This is a genomic window from Blautia sp. JLR.GB0024 (assembly GCF_037000545.1).
In the GTDB taxonomy this organism is placed as follows: domain Bacteria; phylum Bacillota; class Clostridia; order Lachnospirales; family Lachnospiraceae; genus Blautia; species Blautia celeris.
In genome coordinates this window covers 137860-153698 of the sequence record NZ_JBANBF010000001.1, presented here as the reverse complement: position 1 = coordinate 153698, position 15839 = coordinate 137860, and the positions used below count along the sequence as shown (strand labels likewise).

Genomic DNA, 15839 nt, shown 5'->3' with positions numbered 1-15839 from the left:
GCTTTAGCATATCCAAAGCCGGGCATTTTTTTATACAAAAAATCCAGATATAATTTTTATAAGCAGCAAAATAAGAACCGTGACCACAATGGGGCGAACAATCTTCGTCCCGTTTTTTATCACCATACCGGAACCGATGTAGTGCCCTGCGATGCTGAACACGGCTGCCGCAAGTCCCAGAGAGATCACGATCTTGCCGCTGGAGAAAAAGGCAGCAAGGGCTGCCAGATTGGAAGCCAGATTGACAAGCTTCGTATTGCCTGAGGCTGTGCGGATATCCATGCCCGCAAGACCCGTGTAGACAAGCAGCAGAAAAGTACCTGTCCCCGGCCCGTAGAAGCCGTCATATGTCCCTATGACCAAAGAGGCAGTGATAACAATGGCATATTTCTGTCCTTTTGCAAGCTGCCTCTTCTGTTTTGGCTCCATGCTTTTATTTTTCAGCACATAAAATGCCACTACAGGGAGCACCACGATCAGCATGAGCTTCAGCACCCTGTCACTGGCAGTCAGCGCCAGATTTGCTCCCAAAAAGGAGCCCAAAAGCGCTGCCAGAACAGACGGTACCGCCAGCGGTATGTCCGCATATCCGTTTTTACAGTAGCGGGCCGTGGAGATGACTGTACCGGAGGCTGAGGACAGCTTATTGGTGGCAATGGCATTATGAATGGGAACTCCTGCCAAAAGATAAGCAGGCAGGGAGATCAATCCTCCCCCGCCTGCTATGGCATCTACAAAACTGGCTAAAAACACCAGCGGACATACGATCAGAAAGGAGACAGCACCTGGCTCCATTACTGCTCATCCTCCTGAACTTTCAGCGCGATCCCCAGTTCATCAAGCTGTTTTTCATCTACCGTGTTCGGTGCCTCGGACATCAGGCAGGAGGCATCCTTCACCTTCGGGAATGCGATAACTTCACGGATGGATTCCTCCTTAGCCATGAGCATGACCATACGGTCAAGGCCGTAAGCCAGTCCTGCGTGCGGCGGAACTCCGTATTTGAAGGCATCTAAAAGGAAACCGAACTGTTTATAAGCCTGCTCTTTTTCAAATCCCAGCGCTTCAAACATTTTTTCCTGCACATCGTTCTGATGGATACGCACGCTGCCTCCGCCAATCTCATTGCCGTTGAGTACAATATCATAGGCTTTTGCACGCACTGCACCCGGATCCGTATCCAGAAGCGGAATATCCTCCTCAAAAGGCATGGTGAACGGATGATGCATGGCTGTAAAACGGTTCTCTTCCTCTGACCACTCCAGAAGAGGGAACTCTGTGATCCACACAAAACGGTATTCCTCTTTATCAAACAACTCCATCTGACGCGCCAGTTCAAGACGCAGGGCACCCAATACATCCCATACAAGCTTCGTCTTGTCAGCGGCAAAGAGAAGCAGGTCGCCTGCCTCACCCTGCATGGCTTCTATGAGGGCCTTCATCTCCTCCTCTTTCATGAATTTGGCGAAGGAGGATTTTACACTGCCGTCCTCCTGGATGGCAATATAAGCCAAACCTTTGGCGCCGTATCCTTTGGCAAATTCCACCAGCTTGTCGATCTTCTTTCTCGGCATGCTGCCCTGTCCCTTGGCATTGATGCCGCGGACACTGCCGCCTGCCTCAAGGGCATTCTTGAACACAGCAAATTCACAGCCTTTTACCACCTCAGACACATCCGTAAGCTCCATGCCGAAACGCAGGTCCGGTTTGTCGGAGCCAAAGCGGTTCATAGCCTCTGTCCAGGTCATTCTCTGAATGGGAAGCTGCACCTCCACGCCCAGAACCTCTTTAAAGAGGAATGCCAGCATACGCTCATTGACATCAATGACATCATCCACATCCACAAAGGAGAGCTCCATATCAATCTGTGTAAATTCCGGCTGACGGTCAGCGCGAAGGTCCTCATCGCGGAAGCACTTGGCAATCTGGAAATACCTGTCATACCCGGAGCACATCAGAAGCTGTTTAAAAATCTGGGGAGACTGGGGCAGTGCATAAAAGCTGCCCGGATGCACACGGCTGGGAACCAGGTAATCCCTTGCCCCCTCCGGAGTGCTCTTATTCAGGATCGGCGTCTCAATCTCCAGAAAACCTTCATTTGCCAGGAACTGGCGTACCAGCACAGCTACCCGGGACCGCATGATCAGGTTTCTCTGCAGGTCCGGTCTTCTAAGATCAAGATAACGGTATTTTAAGCGCACTTCCTCTCTTGTCTTGCTGTTCTCCTCAATGGGGAACGGAGGTGTCTCAGACTCGGACAGGATGCGCAGGGCACCTGCCCGCACTTCTATCTCGCCTGTCTTCAGATTTTCATTCACAGCGCCGGAACGCGCCTCCACGCGTCCTGTCACAGCGATCACAAATTCGCTTCTCAGTCTTCCTGCTTTTTCAAAGCCTTCCTCATCAATATCGCCGTTTTCAAAGATGATCTGCATGATACCGGAACGGTCACGCAAATCCACGAAGACGATTCCGCCTTTGTTGCGGCTCTTCTGCACCCAGCCCATAAGGGTTACTGTGCTTCCGATCTCTGCTTTTGTCACTTCCGTACATCTATGGGTTCTTTTTAACCCGTTCATTGATTCTGCCATTGTGTCAGCTCTCCTTAATTCCTCATTTATGTTATTACAATGTAAGCCCGGTACCCAAAACCTGTCAGTCGTTGTATACCTCTTCGATGGTTTCGTATCCCTCTGCCATAAGTTGTTCTTTCTGGAATTTTTTGTTCTTCTTCATGTATACAATATTCACATTTTTGCCGGATTTTCTCTCTTCCCCGGCCTTTTTCACTATCTCCACCAGTTTTTCGGAACTCAGCTTCTTATCCAGCAGGTATGCTTTCTTATCCATGCTGCCCGGTACCTGGAATCCTCTCTCCATGAGCAGCATTACAATACGCTCAAATCCAATGGAAAATCCGGTTGCCGGTGTGGGGGTTCCCGTAAATTTGCCGATCATCTCATCGTAGCGTCCGCCGCCGCCCACGCTGCCTGCGAAACCGTCGATGCAGATCTCAAAGATGGGTCCTGTATAGTAAGACATACCGCGCACCAGTGTGGGGTCAAAGACGATCCTGAAGTTGGCAGTCTTTGCCTCTGTCACACTCTCAATGATCGTGGACATATTGTCAGCCACATCCGGGTCCAGGAAGCCTTCCAGTTTTTCTTTGCAGTAGTTTACACCGTCAATGCCCTCTCCGATAGCGTCGAACAGAGCGATGTATTTTTCAATGCCCTCTTTTGGGAATCCGGCCTCTTCCAGCTCTGCTGCAACGCCTTCCTTGCCGATCTTATCCATTTTATCCAGAATGATGAACACCTGGTCATAAGACTCCTCCGGGAATCCGCTGTAGGCAGCCATGGCTTTTAAGAAACGGCGGTCATTGATACGGATGGCAAAGCTCTCGAATTCCAGCCTGCCCACCAGTGTGGAAGTTGCCAGGATAACATCGATCTCAGCCAGATTGGTGGGATCACCCAAAATGTCAATATCACACTGCATAAACTGACGGAAACGTCCTCTCTGGGGCCTGTCCGCACGGAATACATTTCCCATCTGCAGAGCTTTGAAGGGGGACGGAAGCTCATTGGCGTTGTTGGAATAAAAACGGCTGAGCGGAACTGTCAGGTCATAGCGCAGACCGCTGTCAACCAAGTCATTCTCCTCTTTTGCCTCGTCGATTCTCAGTTTCTCTCCTCTTTTCAGAATACGGAAGATCAGTTTCTCATTGTCGCCGCCCTGTTTGCTGGTCAGGTTTTCAATGTGCTCCACACATGGTGTTTCCATGGATGTGAATCCAAACTCTTTGTAGGTCTCCTTGATCAGTCCGATCACATAATCACGGATTTCCATTTCTCTCGGCAGAATATCTTTCATTCCTGTAACTGGTTTTTTCTTTAACTGCATAATGTTCTCTCCTCTTCTCATTCATTTTCATGTATTGCTCTCTGAAATGCAAGAAAGACCTGCATGTCAAAATTCTTAACTTCATCAATCACCATCTTCATGGCCGTCTCGCTGGAAAAGGCATCACGGTACGTCCGTTTTGAGGTGAGCGCTGCGTATACGTCACAGATTCTCAGGATTCTGGCTCCCATGGGTATCTTTTCCCCCGCCAGATTTTCCGGGTATCCGCTTCCGTCATAATTCTCATGATGATAGTAAATGCTGTCCAGAACAAACCGGGAATAGCCCCTGTCCTTCAGACTCTCATATCCCAGCTCCGGATGGCGCCTGACATATTTCATCTCCTCCACTACCATGGGATTCTCCTCCCCGGCAATGTAGTTGTAAAGCCGCAGCTTCCCGATATCGTGAAGCACTCCGGCCACTGCCAGTTCATGACAGGTTTCCTCGGAAAGGCCCATCTGCTTTCCCACACGGAAAGCCAGGTTACTCACCTGAATGCCATGCTCGATTTCTTTTTCCAGATTGAAACTAATCAGATGCTTCTGTGTATTTGCCATTTCCGCCATCCCCGCTCTTTATATTCAGATACGTTTCCAGCCCAATCCGTTTTCTGTCCATCATTTCATCAATTCTGGTGATATAATTTGTCACGTCTTTTACATTCTCAGCCCGTTCTATGCGCTCCCCGTTTTGGAACACAAACTTGGTGGAGGCTCCCGCCCCTGCCGCCAGAATGGACTGCTTCTCTTCCATGATCAGAATATTGTAGATGCCGGCTTTTCCCGGTTTTGCATATCCCACATTCTCCAGGTTGCCTGACATATTCTTCTGTCTGTACAGATAGTAGGGACCCATGCCGCTCTCCCGGGCATAATCCATACACATATCCATGATCTCCTGGTTGTTTTCAAAGGTCATCTCTTCGTACTGCTCCCTGAACAGATGAAGCCTGGTGGCCCTCTTGACTGCCAGTGAATGTACGGTCAGGCTGTCCGGGTCCAGGGCCTTTACCTCCTCCAGTGTGTGCCTTACATCCTCTGCACATTCTCCGGGCAGGCCTACGATCAAATCCATATTGATATTATCAAATCCGCATTCCCTCGCCAGAGCGAAGGCATGTCGCGTGTCCTCCACCGTGTGCTTCCGTCCTATGAGATCCAGTGTCTTCTGGTTCATGGTCTGGGGATTCACGGAAATCCTTGTGACCGGATGCCTTTTGATCGCCATAAGCTTCTCTCTGGTGATACTGTCCGGCCTTCCTGCCTCCACAGTATATTCCTTCACCTGTTCCACCGGAAAACATGCCTCAATATGGCCAAGCAGCCGCTCCAGTTGTTCCGGTTCCAGGGTGGTGGGAGTCCCGCCGCCGATATATATGGTGTCAAGGGTGCGCACCTTCATCGTCTCTCCAATGTAAGTCAGTTCCCTGCAGAGCGCATCCAGATATTCATCCACTTTATCTCTCCATCTCGCTAAAGGAGATGAGCTGAAAGAACAGTACAGGCAGATACTCGGACAGAAGGGAATTCCCACATAGAGGCTGTACCCGTTCCGGTAGTCAATATCTTTTAACAGGTCCCGTTCCCGGTTGGCTATGGTAACTGCCAGCGCGGTCTTGGCATTACTGGTGAAATACGTGCGGCGCATATAGTCCGCAGTCTCCGCATTGCTCATCCCCGACTCGATCAGCCCCATGGCGATCTTGGTGGGACGGATACCCGTCAGGTTGCCCCAGGGAAGGGTGATTCCCGTCTCCTGTACAAGACCTCTGTATAAAATCTGTTTCAGTATGTTCTTTCTCTCTTTTCTGTCCTGCCCTTTTTCAAAGCGGGCCGCTTCTCCGAATATAATTTCTCCATCCCTCTCCAGGGAGAGGTGCGTCTCCTCCTCCCCGTAGGTGATTCTCACCAGCAGGTCCCAGGCTTTGTCCTCCTGCCCCTCTTCTGTATAGAAGTTCTCCACTTCCTCCTGGGGATAGAAGGCCTTGACCAGGGTATAGGCATCATATTCAAAATCTCTTTTATTAAATGAAATGCCAATCATATAGGTTCCTCTTTCCTGAACAGTTGCCTCTTTCTTTCGTATTTTATAGATAGGGATTATATGATCGCTCATGATGGATGCTGGTCTCCTCCCCGTGTCCGGGGTAAATCTTCACATCCTCAGGTAAATGGTTGATGATCTTATTCAAACTCTCCTGCATCTTCGCAAAATTGCCGCCGGGCAGATCACATCTGCCGCAGTTTTCACAGAAAATGGTGTCCCCGCTCATGAGCACACCTTCGTCTTCGATATAATAACAGCAGGACCCCTCCGTGTGTCCGGGAGTCAGGTACATTTTTATCTGAAAACCCGCAAGTTCAAAAACATCCCCATCCTCCAGAAAGCAGTCCGCCTTCACAGTGCAATTGGTGCCCTCCCAGGATGCGGACAGATTTAACCGGGGGTCTGTGAGCATTTCTTCCTCCGCTCTCGCCGCATAGACAGGCACCTGCCACTTTTTCTGCAGCTCACTTACTGCCATAATATGGTCATAGTGTCCGTGGGTCAGGAGTATCCCTGCCGGTTTTCCCCCGATCCGGTCAATCGTACGGCAGATACGCTCCGCCTCAGCTGCGGGGTCAACCACAAGGGTCTCCCCGCTCTGTGTATTTTTCAGGAAATAGCAGTTGGTCATGACCGGACCAACCACAATTCCTCTCAGGTTCAGATTCTTCATATCTCGACTCCTTAGCCGGTAGTACGCCCGATATCCAGGACGCTCTCTACCTGTCTGATTTTTTCCACCAGGCTGCCCAGTTCTTCCTTGCTCTTAATGTCAAAGGCAATGTTAATGGTGGCACGTCCCTGCTTGCTGGTTCTGGTATTCATGGACGTGATATCAATTTTCCTCTCTGTAAAGATCTTGGAAATGTCAACCAGAAGACCGGTGCGGTTATTGGCATACACATTGATCTCCGCCGTGTACTGCTCCCCGTCGCCTACGCTCTCTGCCTGCCATTCAGCATCGATCAGGCGCTCCCTGTCCTCCAGGGACATATTGATGATATTGATACAGTCTGTGCGGTGGATGGTAACGCCGCGTCCCCTTGTCACATAGCCTACGATCTCGTCGCCGGGAATAGGGTTGCAGCATCTGGAAAACCGGACGGAGACATCATGGATCCCCTTCACCACAATGCCGCTCTTGCTTTTGCGGATGTGCAGTTTATCTTTACTCTCCTCCGCGGCTTCCAGCACCTTCTCGTCTGTCAGTTCGCTCTTGTGGTCCTTCGTGTAAATCTCCAGGAGCTTGTTGATGACCTGGCCTTCCTTCAGACCGCCGTGTCCTACAGCCGCCAGTACGGAATCCCAGTCACGGAAACCGTATTTTTTCATAACGGATTCCAGGTATTTGGGCTTTGTCAGATTTCCCAGTCCGATGCCTTTTAGCTTAGCATATTGGGTGAGCATATCCTTGCCCTTTAAAATGTTGTCCTCTTTTAACTCCTGTTTGAACCACTGGTTGATCTTGTTCTTGGCCTGGGTGCTCTTCACCACCTTGAGCCAGTCGCGGCTTGGTCCTTTAGAGTTCTGAGAGGTGATGATCTCGATCCGGTCTCCGTTCTTGATCACATAGTCAATGGGAACCAGCTTTCCGTTCACTCTGGCACCCACCATCTTGTTGCCCACCGCACTATGTACATTATAGGCAAAGTCAATGGGAGTGGAGCCGTTCGGCAGTGTCTTCACATCTCCTGCCGGAGTAAAGCAGTACACACTCTCGGAAAACAGGTCCAGATCGCTTTTTAAGAGGCTTAAAAATTCCTTGTTGTCGGACATATCCCGCTGCCACTCCAGGATCTGGCGCAGCCAGCTCATCTTCTCCTCTTCCTGCTGGGTCACATTTGCCTTGCTGCTGTTTGATGCCTCCTTGTATTTCCAGTGGGCCGCAATACCGTATTCCGCGGTGCGGTGCATCTCAAAGGTACGGATCTGGATCTCAAAAGGCTGTCCGTTTGGTCCGATCAATGTGGTGTGCAGTGACTGGTACATATTGGGCTTTGGCATAGCAATGTAGTCCTTAAACCGGCCCGGAATGGGCTTGTACATCTCATGGATGATTCCCAGAGATGCGTAGCAGTCCTTCACTGTATCCACAATGATGCGGACCGCAAATAAATCATAGATCTGGTCCAGGGTCTTATCCTGGTTGACCATCTTCTTATATATACTGAAAAAATGCTTTACACGCCCGTCGATCTGGGCGTGAATGCCTGCATTCTCGATCTGGTCCCGGACGCCGTTCACGATTTCGCTTACAAAGGCTTCCCGCTCACTTCTGCGCAGGTTGATCTTTTCCACCAGGTCGTAGTAGACTTCCGGCTCCAGATATTTTAAGGACAGATCGTCCAGCTCGATCTTCACCTTGGAAATACCGAGTCTCTGGGCTATGGGAGCATAGATGTCCATGGTCTCCCTTGCCTTCTCCTTCTGCTTGTGGGGAGGCATGTATTTCAGTGTCCTCATATTGTGCAGCCTATCGGCCAGCTTTATCAGGATGACTCGGATATCTTTCGCCATGGCAAGGAACATTTTTCTTAAGTTCTCTGCCTGGACCTCCACCTTGTCGGCGGAGTAGTTCAACTGGCCCAGCTTGGTGACGCCGTCCACCAAAAGGGCCACCTCTGCGCCGAACTCCTGGGTGATCTCCTCCGTGGTCATGACCGTATCTTCCACCACATCATGGAGCAGGCCGGCCACGATCGTCTCCTTATCAAGCTCCAGATCCGCCAGGATGATCCCCACACAGAGGGGATGAATGATATAAGGCTCGCCGGACTTGCGCACCTGCCCTTCATGGGCATCTCTTGCAATCCGGTAAGCCTTCTCAATCATAGATATATCGGTGGAGGGATGGTACTTCTGCACACTGGAAATAAGCTCTTCATACAAAACAGAAGGGCTTGTAAAATCTTCCATTGTCTTCACACTTGCATCTGCCTTTTTAATTTTCGCTAATTCATCATCCAGAAGTGTTGCCTCTTTACTTTTCTCCATCTGCCATCACCTGATTTCTATTTACCTTCATAACATATAACGGAAGCCACATCGTAATCTTTTAAACGCTCTCTGCCATTGAGTCCGGCCAGTTCCATGAGGGTTATGATCTTCACCACTTTCCCTCCAAGCTCCTCCACCATTCTGGCTGTCGCTTCAATGGTACCGCCTGTGGCGATCAGATCATCCACCAGCACCACGTTCTGTCCCGGTGTGATGGAATCCTTATGCATCTCTATGGTCGCACTTCCGTATTCCAGCTCATAACTGCTCTCAATGGTCTCGCAGGGCAGTTTCCCCTTCTTTCGTATCAGTACAAAGGGCTTATGTAAATTGTAGGCAATAGGTGCCCCGAATATAAAGCCCCTGGACTCCGCGCCGGCAATCACATCCACCTCCACGCCGTCCAAAAGGGCCTGCATGGAATCCACCGCCAGTGCAAATCCATCTGCATCCTGCAATATGCTGGTCACATCTCTGAAAATGATTCCCGGCTCAGGAAAATCCGGGATACTGCGCACATATTCCTCAATCTTCTTCATAACTCTCTCCTGCCTTTAGTTTCATCAAATTATCTCACTATATGTCAACTATACTCAGATTTTGGGTGTAGTCTTTAGTATATCATCTTTTTTTAACATAATCAAATGTAATTTTGAACGATAATTTCAATACTTTCCCTGCCATTATAGGCATTTATGGATGGATAGTATGCAACAGACCATCTGGGCTTCTCTTTTATCCGCTCCACAAAGGCATCCCCTTCACCGAACCACACGCCCTGTGCCTCACATCCGTTCTCGTCAAAGAGCTTCATCTTCACCACATTCCTGTTCTTTCCGAAGACGCGGCAGTTCTCAATACGGACGTTTTTCTGTGCAAACAGAGGCTTGGTGTTTCCCTTGCCGAACGGCTCCAGCAGGGAAAGCTGGCGTATCAGAGGCATGTTCACATAAGAAATGGGCATGGGCACGTCAATCAGCACCTTCTGTGCCATGTCCTCCTCTGTAAGAGTACAATTTTCATTGAGCATCTGCCGGAAAGGCTCCACATTTTCCTCAGGAAGGGAAAGCCCCGCTGCCATGGGATGTCCGCCGAACTTTGACAGCAGCTCCCTGCATTTTGTAAGTTCCCTGAACATGTGGTAGGTCTCTATGGAGCGGCCGGAGCCCTTGACCCCCTCCTCCGCTTTTGTAAGGACAAATACCGGTTTGCTGTACCGCTCCCGGATACGGCCGGCAATAATGCCTGCCAGACTCTCATGACACTTGGGAAGGTAGATGACAAGTACTCTGTCCTCATGAAGAGATGTGTTCTCCACCATCTCTGCCGCTTCCTCCACACCTTTTGCTGTCATATCCTTTCTGCTGTCGTTGAGTGCTTTCAAATCCGCCGCCAGAACTGCCGCTTCCTCCCGGTCACGGCACAGAAGCAGGTTCAGCGCTCTTTTGGCTGTGCTCAGGCGCCCGCTGGCATTCATACAGGGACCGATAACAAAGCCGATATGGTAAGCGGTAAGAGGCCTGTCATCCAGATTATTGACATGAATCAGAGCTTTTAATCCCAGATTCTGCGTGTGCATGATTCTTTTCAGTCCTTCTTTTACCATGATCCTGTTCTCATCCTGCAGGTCCATCACATCCCCCACGGTGGCGATGGCTGCAAATTCAATGAGTTCCTCCGTCTCTGAAGCAGGAATTTCCATCCGCTCATAAAGGCCGCAGATGACCTTGTAGGCCACCATGGCCCCGCAGATTCCCTTGTAAGGATAAGGGCAGTCCTGCTGTTTTGGATTTACAATGGCATCCGCGTCCGGGACAAAGGTCCGCACACTGCCGTCCTCCTGCTCCTCATAGGGAATCTCATGATGGTCTGTCACCACCACGGTCATGCCGAGGCTTTTGGCGTAAGCGATCTGCTCCAGGGCGCTGATGCCGTTGTCGCAGGTCACAATGGTGTCTGTATTTGCCGCCAAAGCCAGGTCGATCAGTTCTTTGCTGATGCCGTATCCGTCTTTCATCCTGTCCGGAATATCCACATCCACACAGGCCCCTGCGCGGCGAAGGCCAATGAGCAGAATATAGGTGGAACAGATGCCGTCAATATCGTAATCCCCGATGATCCTGATCTTTTTTCCTTCCCTGATCTTATGTATCAGAATGTCAAGAGCTGTGTCCATTCCCTTTAACAGCTTCCAGGAGTGAAGGCCCGTAAGCTTTCCATGCAGATATCTGTCGATCTCCTCATCTGTTATCTGTTCCCTGTTCCGTATCAGTCTTGCTATGACCGGGTCCACGCCGAACTTCCGGCTTATCTCATAAAAATCCGCTTTCTTGGCGGAAATCACCCATTTTTCCATCTGCTGTACTCTCCCTCTTCTTCTATTTTAAAAGAAAGGAGCGCTGCCGCTGCAGCACCCCTTCCCCATTTTAAGCCATTTTCTTTTTGATTTTTGTCTTCATGACATACCACAGAGCGCCTGTGATGCACACGGAGGAATATCCGCCGCACACAATACCGACCATCAGCGGCAGGGCAAACTCTCTTACAGAGGAAACACCCAGCACGAACAGCAGGAACACCATGATAAAGGTTGTCAGTGAAGTATAGATACTTCTTGTCAGAGTCTGTGTGATACTGTTGTTGACCAGTTCCTCCAGATCCGCTTTCTTTCTGGACACTGCCATGTTCTCACGGATACGGTCAAAGATAACGATCGTGGCATTGATGGAGTAACCCACAATGGTCAGCATACATGCGATAAAGGTGTTGCCCACAGATACTCTGGCCACTGCATAGAAAGCCAGAACTACCAGCACATCGTGAAGCAGAGCTACAACCGCACTGCTGGCGAACCGGATATCCTTGAAACGCAGCCAGATGTACAGCAGCATAAGGATCGTGGCGATCACCACTGCCTTCACCGCGTCAGCACGCATCTCATTGCTGACAGTGGAGGAAATGCTCTCGGTTGCGATCAGATCTTCTTCCACATCAAACTCGTCCACCAGGGCCTTATTAAGAGCTTCTCTTGTCTTAACATCCAGTGTGATGGTCTTGATGATAACCTGGTTGGTGCCCACCACCTTTGTGGCCTGCACATTGTTGTCACCGGTAACCTCTTCCACAATGGGAACTACCTTTGCGTCAATCTCTTTGATGTCCATATTGTCATGAAATGTCACATTGGTGGATGTACCGCCTTTGAACTCCAGGCTGTATTTCAGCGCATCCCCTGTGCTGGCTTTGAACACGCCCATGGCAATGGGAGCGCAGAGAACCAGAATGATAGAAACCGCAAAGAAGATTTTTCTCTTCTGTAAAAAGCGGACCGGCTGTCTCTCTTTCTTTCTGCCGTAGAACTTTTCGTCGCGGATTCCCACAGCGAACATGGCATAGGCAATGAAACGGGAAACTACCAGCGCGGTGAACATGGACAGAACAATACCGAGTGCCAGTGTCTGTGCAAAACCTTTTACTGTACCGGAGCCAAGCCAGTTCAGCACAAACGCCGCGATCAGCGTAGTGATATTGCCGTCAAAGATCGCAGAGAACGCTTTCTGAAATCCGTTCTGGATGGCAGTCCGCACGTTTCTTCCAAGGGCGATCTCCTCCTGGATACGGGCGTATATGATGACGTTTGCATCCACCGCCATACCGATGGACAGGATAATACCTGCAATACCCGGCAGAGTCAGTGTCAGGTCAAACGCGTTCAGGCATATGAGATCCAGGCATGTGTAGATAATCAGCGCAATGCCGGATACAAGACCGGGAATCCTGTATACGAAGATCATGAACAGGATAACAAGTGCAAGTCCGATCCCTGCAGCCTTCACACTGCTGGCAATGGCTTCCTCACCTAACTGTGCGGCAACCACGTTGGAACGAAGCTCGCTCAGCTCCAGCTTCAGACCACCGATACGGATGGTGGAAGCCAGGTTTTCAGCCTCAGCAGAATCCTTCATACCAGAAATCTGGGCATTGCCGTCTTTGATCTCCGCGTTTACATTGGGTACACTGACGAATTTGCCGTCATAGTAGATACCAATGCTGTCATGGCTGTCCTCAAAGGCAGCTTTTGTGGCCTCCGCGAATTTTGTGGTTCCCTCCTCTGTCAGAGTCAGGTCCACCACATTTTCTTTGTTCTTTAAATCGTTTTCAATGATGGCAGCTTTTGCTGTCTTAACCTCTGTACCTGTCAGGACAATGGAACCATCCTTCTGCAATTCCTCAATGGTCTTGTTCAGAACATACTCTGTGCCGTTAAAGGTGTAGTTCTCAGAACCGTCAGAACCCTTGTGGGCAATAAAATACAGGGAGCCCGGTTTTCCCAGCTCTTCCAGAATCTGGTTGGCATCCGTAACACCCGGGATTTCCACGTTGATCCTGTTTGTACCCTCTTTGTAAACCTGGGCCTCGGAGCTGTACTGCTCCACTCGTTTTTGTAATTTGTAGATGGTGTCCGCCATCTCATCGTCTGTGGGGTTTTTCTTTGACGCCTCGTATGTAATGCTGACACCGCCTGCCAGATCAAGGCCGGTCTTAATGTGTTTTGCGGCACCTGTTCCGGTGGGACCCAGTCCGACTGCGGAGGTGAATACCAGGAAACCGGTAATCAGAACCGTCAGCACAAGTACGAGAATACCTCTGCTTTTCTTCATTGTTCTTTCCCTTCTTTACTTTTAGTCTTTATGTGTGTCATGATGTATGCTATTGTTCCGCCAAAGCAGCTTTTATCATAATGGCACATTCCACTCGCTTGCGCTGCAGTTCACAGCCAAGGTCATAGACATCATTGATGGAGCCGTGGAAATTATAGGAATTTGCCGCACATCCGCCGCTGCAGTAAAATCTGGCGAAGCACTCCCGGCATTTTTCCTTTGCATATACATTACACTCTTTGAACGCATCGCGGATCTCCGGTTTCTGTACACCGTCCCACACATTGCCCATGAGGAATTTTTCCTCACCGACAAACTGATGGCAGGGATACAGGTCACCCCATGGTGTCACAGCCAGATATTCGGTTCCGGAACCGCAGCCGGAAAGCCGCTTATACACACAGGGACCTCCCGTCAGGTCTATCATAAAGTGGAAAAAGTTAAAGCCTCTTCCCTCTTTTTCCCTCTTGATGATCTCTTTTGCCAGCTTGTCATACTCCTCACAGATTTTCGGGACATCCTCCCACTGAAGCGCATATTCTTCTTTTTCATCCGCCACCACAGGCTCCACGGAAATCTGTTCAAATCCCAGGTCCGCCAGATGGAGCACATCTTTGGAAAAATCCAGGTTATGACGGGTAAAGGTACCTCTGGCATAATATTTCTTCTGCCCTCTGCTGTCGGCAAATTTCTGGAATTTCGGTACCACCAGGTCATAGCTGCCCGCTCCTTTTCGGAAGGGACGCATAAAATCATGGACTTCCCTGCGGCCGTCAATACTGAGCACTACGTTGTCCATCTCTTTGTTGGCAAATTCCATAATCTCATCATTGAGCAGGACGCCGTTTGTTGTGAGTGTAAAGCGAAAATGCTTGTTGTGGATCTTTTCCTGGGAACGGCCGTAGGCCACAAGGTCTTTGACCACCTTCCAGTTCATAAGCGGCTCCCCGCCGAAGAAATCCACCTCCAGGTTCTTCCTGTTGCCGGAATTGGCGATCAGAAAATCCAGCGCCTGTTTTCCCACTTCATATGACATCATGGCTCTGCGTCCATGATACTCCCCTTCCTCCGCAAAACAGTAACGGCAGGCCAGGTTGCAGTCGTGGGCAATATGCAGGCAGAGAGCCTTCACCACTGTGGGCCTGTCCTTAAAACTGTTGATTGCTTTTTCGTACACATCCTCTGTAAACAGCATCTGCTCTTTTTTGAGCACCGCGCATTCCTCAAGAGCAGTTTTAATATCTTCCTCCTGATACCTGTCTTTCAGGGCAGTGAGTATCTCCTCCTCACTTTTTCCCTCATCCAGCAGACCGACCATGTCGTAGACAATCTCATCCACCACATGCACGGAACCGCTGTTTACATCGAGTACAATGTTGTATCCATTATTTTTATAACGATGAATCACAGTATTTTTCCTTTCTTCTCTTAGTATGCCGTACAATGAATAAGCAGCGGCTTTTATACCGCTGCTTCTGATGTCTTCCTATGACAGCAAATTATTCTTGATAACAGGAAGTTCGTGAAGCGCAGTTCCTGTTATTTATTCTCGCAGCTCTGATTTCCTACTGTGCAGGATGTTTTACAGGCTGACTGGCAGGATGTCTGGCACTCACCGCAACCGCCTTTTTTTACTGTATTCTGTAAGTTTTTTGTATTTAATGTTTTGATATGTTCCATGACATATTCCTCCCTGTGCTTAAATGTAATTCTATGCGTCTGCACGCTTGTGGCTATTATAGCATATCTATAACCGGCAAGGCAAGTATTTCTTTCGTAATTCAAGTGAACCTATCCCGGTTCCTGCAAGCGGAACTGTCACGACAACATACCGCCCAGGGCGCCTCCCAGAAAACAGAGAAAATAGGTGACTGCCATCTCCTTAAAATCAGCGGATATCTGATGCTCCGTCAAAAATGTGACTGCGGTCAGAAGCACTGCATAGCCAATCCCCAGCGCCATTCCCCACAGGTATCTCTGGTTTCCTACCTTTTTTCCAAGATAGAAGCCTCCCAGAAAACAGGACACTATGTAAATAATCAGGATACCCAGGTTCACCTGGTTTTCTCCCAGTCCCATCTTGTACAGAAGAAGCGCCAGAAGAAGCAGCATAAGGCCGGTTGCCAGGTAAGCTGCCAGCAGCGCCTTCATCATCAGTAGAGGTTTTGATTGTTTTGCAACTGTCTGCTCCATAAAGAAACCCTCCCATATGTATATATATGGGAG

General features: G+C 49.6%; 13 protein-coding genes. All 13 read right to left on the bottom strand.

Annotation, left to right across the window (positions count from 1 at the left end):
- Window positions 1-30 precede the first annotated feature (30 nt).
- Window positions 31-795 carry a sulfite exporter TauE/SafE family protein gene (locus V8Q34_RS00630; RefSeq protein ID WP_335834547.1) on the bottom strand — a complete coding sequence of 255 codons (765 nt, stop codon included), beginning with the start codon at window positions 793-795 and terminating at the stop codon, window positions 31-33.
- Complete coding sequence (gene aspS, locus V8Q34_RS00625) at window positions 795-2591, bottom strand: aspartate--tRNA ligase (RefSeq protein WP_033139715.1); 1797 nt, start codon at window positions 2589-2591, stop codon at window positions 795-797. Before aspS ends, V8Q34_RS00630 begins: the two co-directional genes overlap by 1 nt.
- Before the next feature lie 64 nt (window positions 2592-2655).
- Window positions 2656-3906 carry a histidine--tRNA ligase gene (gene hisS, locus V8Q34_RS00620; RefSeq protein WP_033139716.1) on the bottom strand — a complete coding sequence of 417 codons (1251 nt, stop codon included), beginning with the start codon at window positions 3904-3906 and terminating at the stop codon, window positions 2656-2658.
- A gap of 17 nt (window positions 3907-3923) precedes the next feature.
- A complete protein-coding gene (locus V8Q34_RS00615) occupies window positions 3924-4466 on the bottom strand; it encodes an HD-GYP domain-containing protein (RefSeq protein ID WP_033139717.1) in 543 nt (180 codons plus the stop codon).
- Window positions 4438-5952 carry a coproporphyrinogen dehydrogenase HemZ gene (gene hemZ, locus V8Q34_RS00610; RefSeq protein ID WP_148393489.1) on the bottom strand — a complete coding sequence of 505 codons (1515 nt, stop codon included), beginning with the start codon at window positions 5950-5952 and terminating at the stop codon, window positions 4438-4440. The genes V8Q34_RS00615 and hemZ overlap by 29 nt, the downstream gene beginning before the upstream one ends.
- A 43-nt stretch (window positions 5953-5995) precedes the next feature.
- Window positions 5996-6628 carry an MBL fold metallo-hydrolase gene (locus tag V8Q34_RS00605; RefSeq protein WP_148393447.1) on the bottom strand — a complete coding sequence of 211 codons (633 nt, stop codon included), beginning with the start codon at window positions 6626-6628 and terminating at the stop codon, window positions 5996-5998.
- 11 nt (window positions 6629-6639) lie between these two features.
- Window positions 6640-8949: a RelA/SpoT family protein gene (locus tag V8Q34_RS00600; RefSeq protein WP_033139719.1), complete on the bottom strand. Its 2310-nt coding sequence runs from the start codon at window positions 8947-8949 to the stop codon at window positions 6640-6642.
- A 17-nt stretch (window positions 8950-8966) separates the two neighbouring features.
- Window positions 8967-9491 (bottom strand): adenine phosphoribosyltransferase, encoded by a 525-nt coding sequence (locus V8Q34_RS00595; RefSeq protein WP_033139720.1) that lies wholly within the window; start codon window positions 9489-9491, stop codon window positions 8967-8969.
- A 101-nt stretch (window positions 9492-9592) separates the two neighbouring features.
- The gene (gene recJ / locus V8Q34_RS00590) at window positions 9593-11308 is read right to left on the bottom strand and encodes a single-stranded-DNA-specific exonuclease RecJ (protein ID WP_335834543.1); all 1716 of its coding nucleotides are present in this window, start codon (window positions 11306-11308) and stop codon (window positions 9593-9595) included.
- 70 nt (window positions 11309-11378) lie between these two features.
- The gene (gene secD, locus V8Q34_RS00585) at window positions 11379-13613 is read right to left on the bottom strand and encodes a protein translocase subunit SecD (RefSeq protein WP_103731306.1); all 2235 of its coding nucleotides are present in this window, start codon (window positions 13611-13613) and stop codon (window positions 11379-11381) included.
- A gap of 49 nt (window positions 13614-13662) precedes the next feature.
- Complete coding sequence (scfB, locus tag V8Q34_RS00580) at window positions 13663-15021, bottom strand: thioether cross-link-forming SCIFF peptide maturase (RefSeq protein ID WP_335834542.1); 1359 nt, start codon at window positions 15019-15021, stop codon at window positions 13663-13665.
- A gap of 131 nt (window positions 15022-15152) precedes the next feature.
- Window positions 15153-15293: a six-cysteine ranthipeptide SCIFF gene (gene scfA, locus V8Q34_RS00575; protein WP_015541285.1), complete on the bottom strand. Its 141-nt coding sequence runs from the start codon at window positions 15291-15293 to the stop codon at window positions 15153-15155.
- Between the two features lie 138 nt (window positions 15294-15431).
- Window positions 15432-15806, bottom strand: a complete 375-nt coding sequence (locus tag V8Q34_RS00570) for a TIGR04086 family membrane protein (RefSeq protein WP_033139724.1) — start codon at window positions 15804-15806, stop codon at window positions 15432-15434.
- Between the last annotated feature and the right edge of the window lie 33 nt (window positions 15807-15839).

What these genes read in the sequence shown, in the direction of transcription:
- V8Q34_RS00605 (WP_148393447.1), bottom strand. Translation starts at nt 6,628, where the DNA reads ATGAAGAATCTGAACCTGAGAGGAATTGTGGTTGGTCCGGTCATGACC.
- V8Q34_RS00600 (WP_033139719.1), bottom strand. Translation starts at nt 8,949, where the DNA reads ATGGAGAAAAGTAAAGAGGCAACACTTCTGGATGATGAATTAGCGAAA.
- hemZ (WP_148393489.1), bottom strand. Translation starts at nt 5,952, where the DNA reads ATGATTGGCATTTCATTTAATAAAAGAGATTTTGAATATGATGCCTAT.
- V8Q34_RS00570 (WP_033139724.1), bottom strand. Translation starts at nt 15,806, where the DNA reads ATGGAGCAGACAGTTGCAAAACAATCAAAACCTCTACTGATGATGAAG.
- V8Q34_RS00615 (WP_033139717.1), bottom strand. Translation starts at nt 4,466, where the DNA reads ATGGCAAATACACAGAAGCATCTGATTAGTTTCAATCTGGAAAAAGAA.
- scfA (WP_015541285.1), bottom strand. Translation starts at nt 15,293, where the DNA reads ATGGAACATATCAAAACATTAAATACAAAAAACTTACAGAATACAGTA.
- V8Q34_RS00595 (WP_033139720.1), bottom strand. Translation starts at nt 9,491, where the DNA reads ATGAAGAAGATTGAGGAATATGTGCGCAGTATCCCGGATTTTCCTGAG.
- secD (WP_103731306.1), bottom strand. Translation starts at nt 13,613, where the DNA reads ATGAAGAAAAGCAGAGGTATTCTCGTACTTGTGCTGACGGTTCTGATT.
- V8Q34_RS00630 (WP_335834547.1), bottom strand. Translation starts at nt 795, where the DNA reads ATGGAGCCAGGTGCTGTCTCCTTTCTGATCGTATGTCCGCTGGTGTTT.
- recJ (WP_335834543.1), bottom strand. Translation starts at nt 11,308, where the DNA reads ATGGAAAAATGGGTGATTTCCGCCAAGAAAGCGGATTTTTATGAGATA.
- hisS (WP_033139716.1), bottom strand. Translation starts at nt 3,906, where the DNA reads ATGCAGTTAAAGAAAAAACCAGTTACAGGAATGAAAGATATTCTGCCG.
- aspS (WP_033139715.1), bottom strand. Translation starts at nt 2,591, where the DNA reads ATGGCAGAATCAATGAACGGGTTAAAAAGAACCCATAGATGTACGGAA.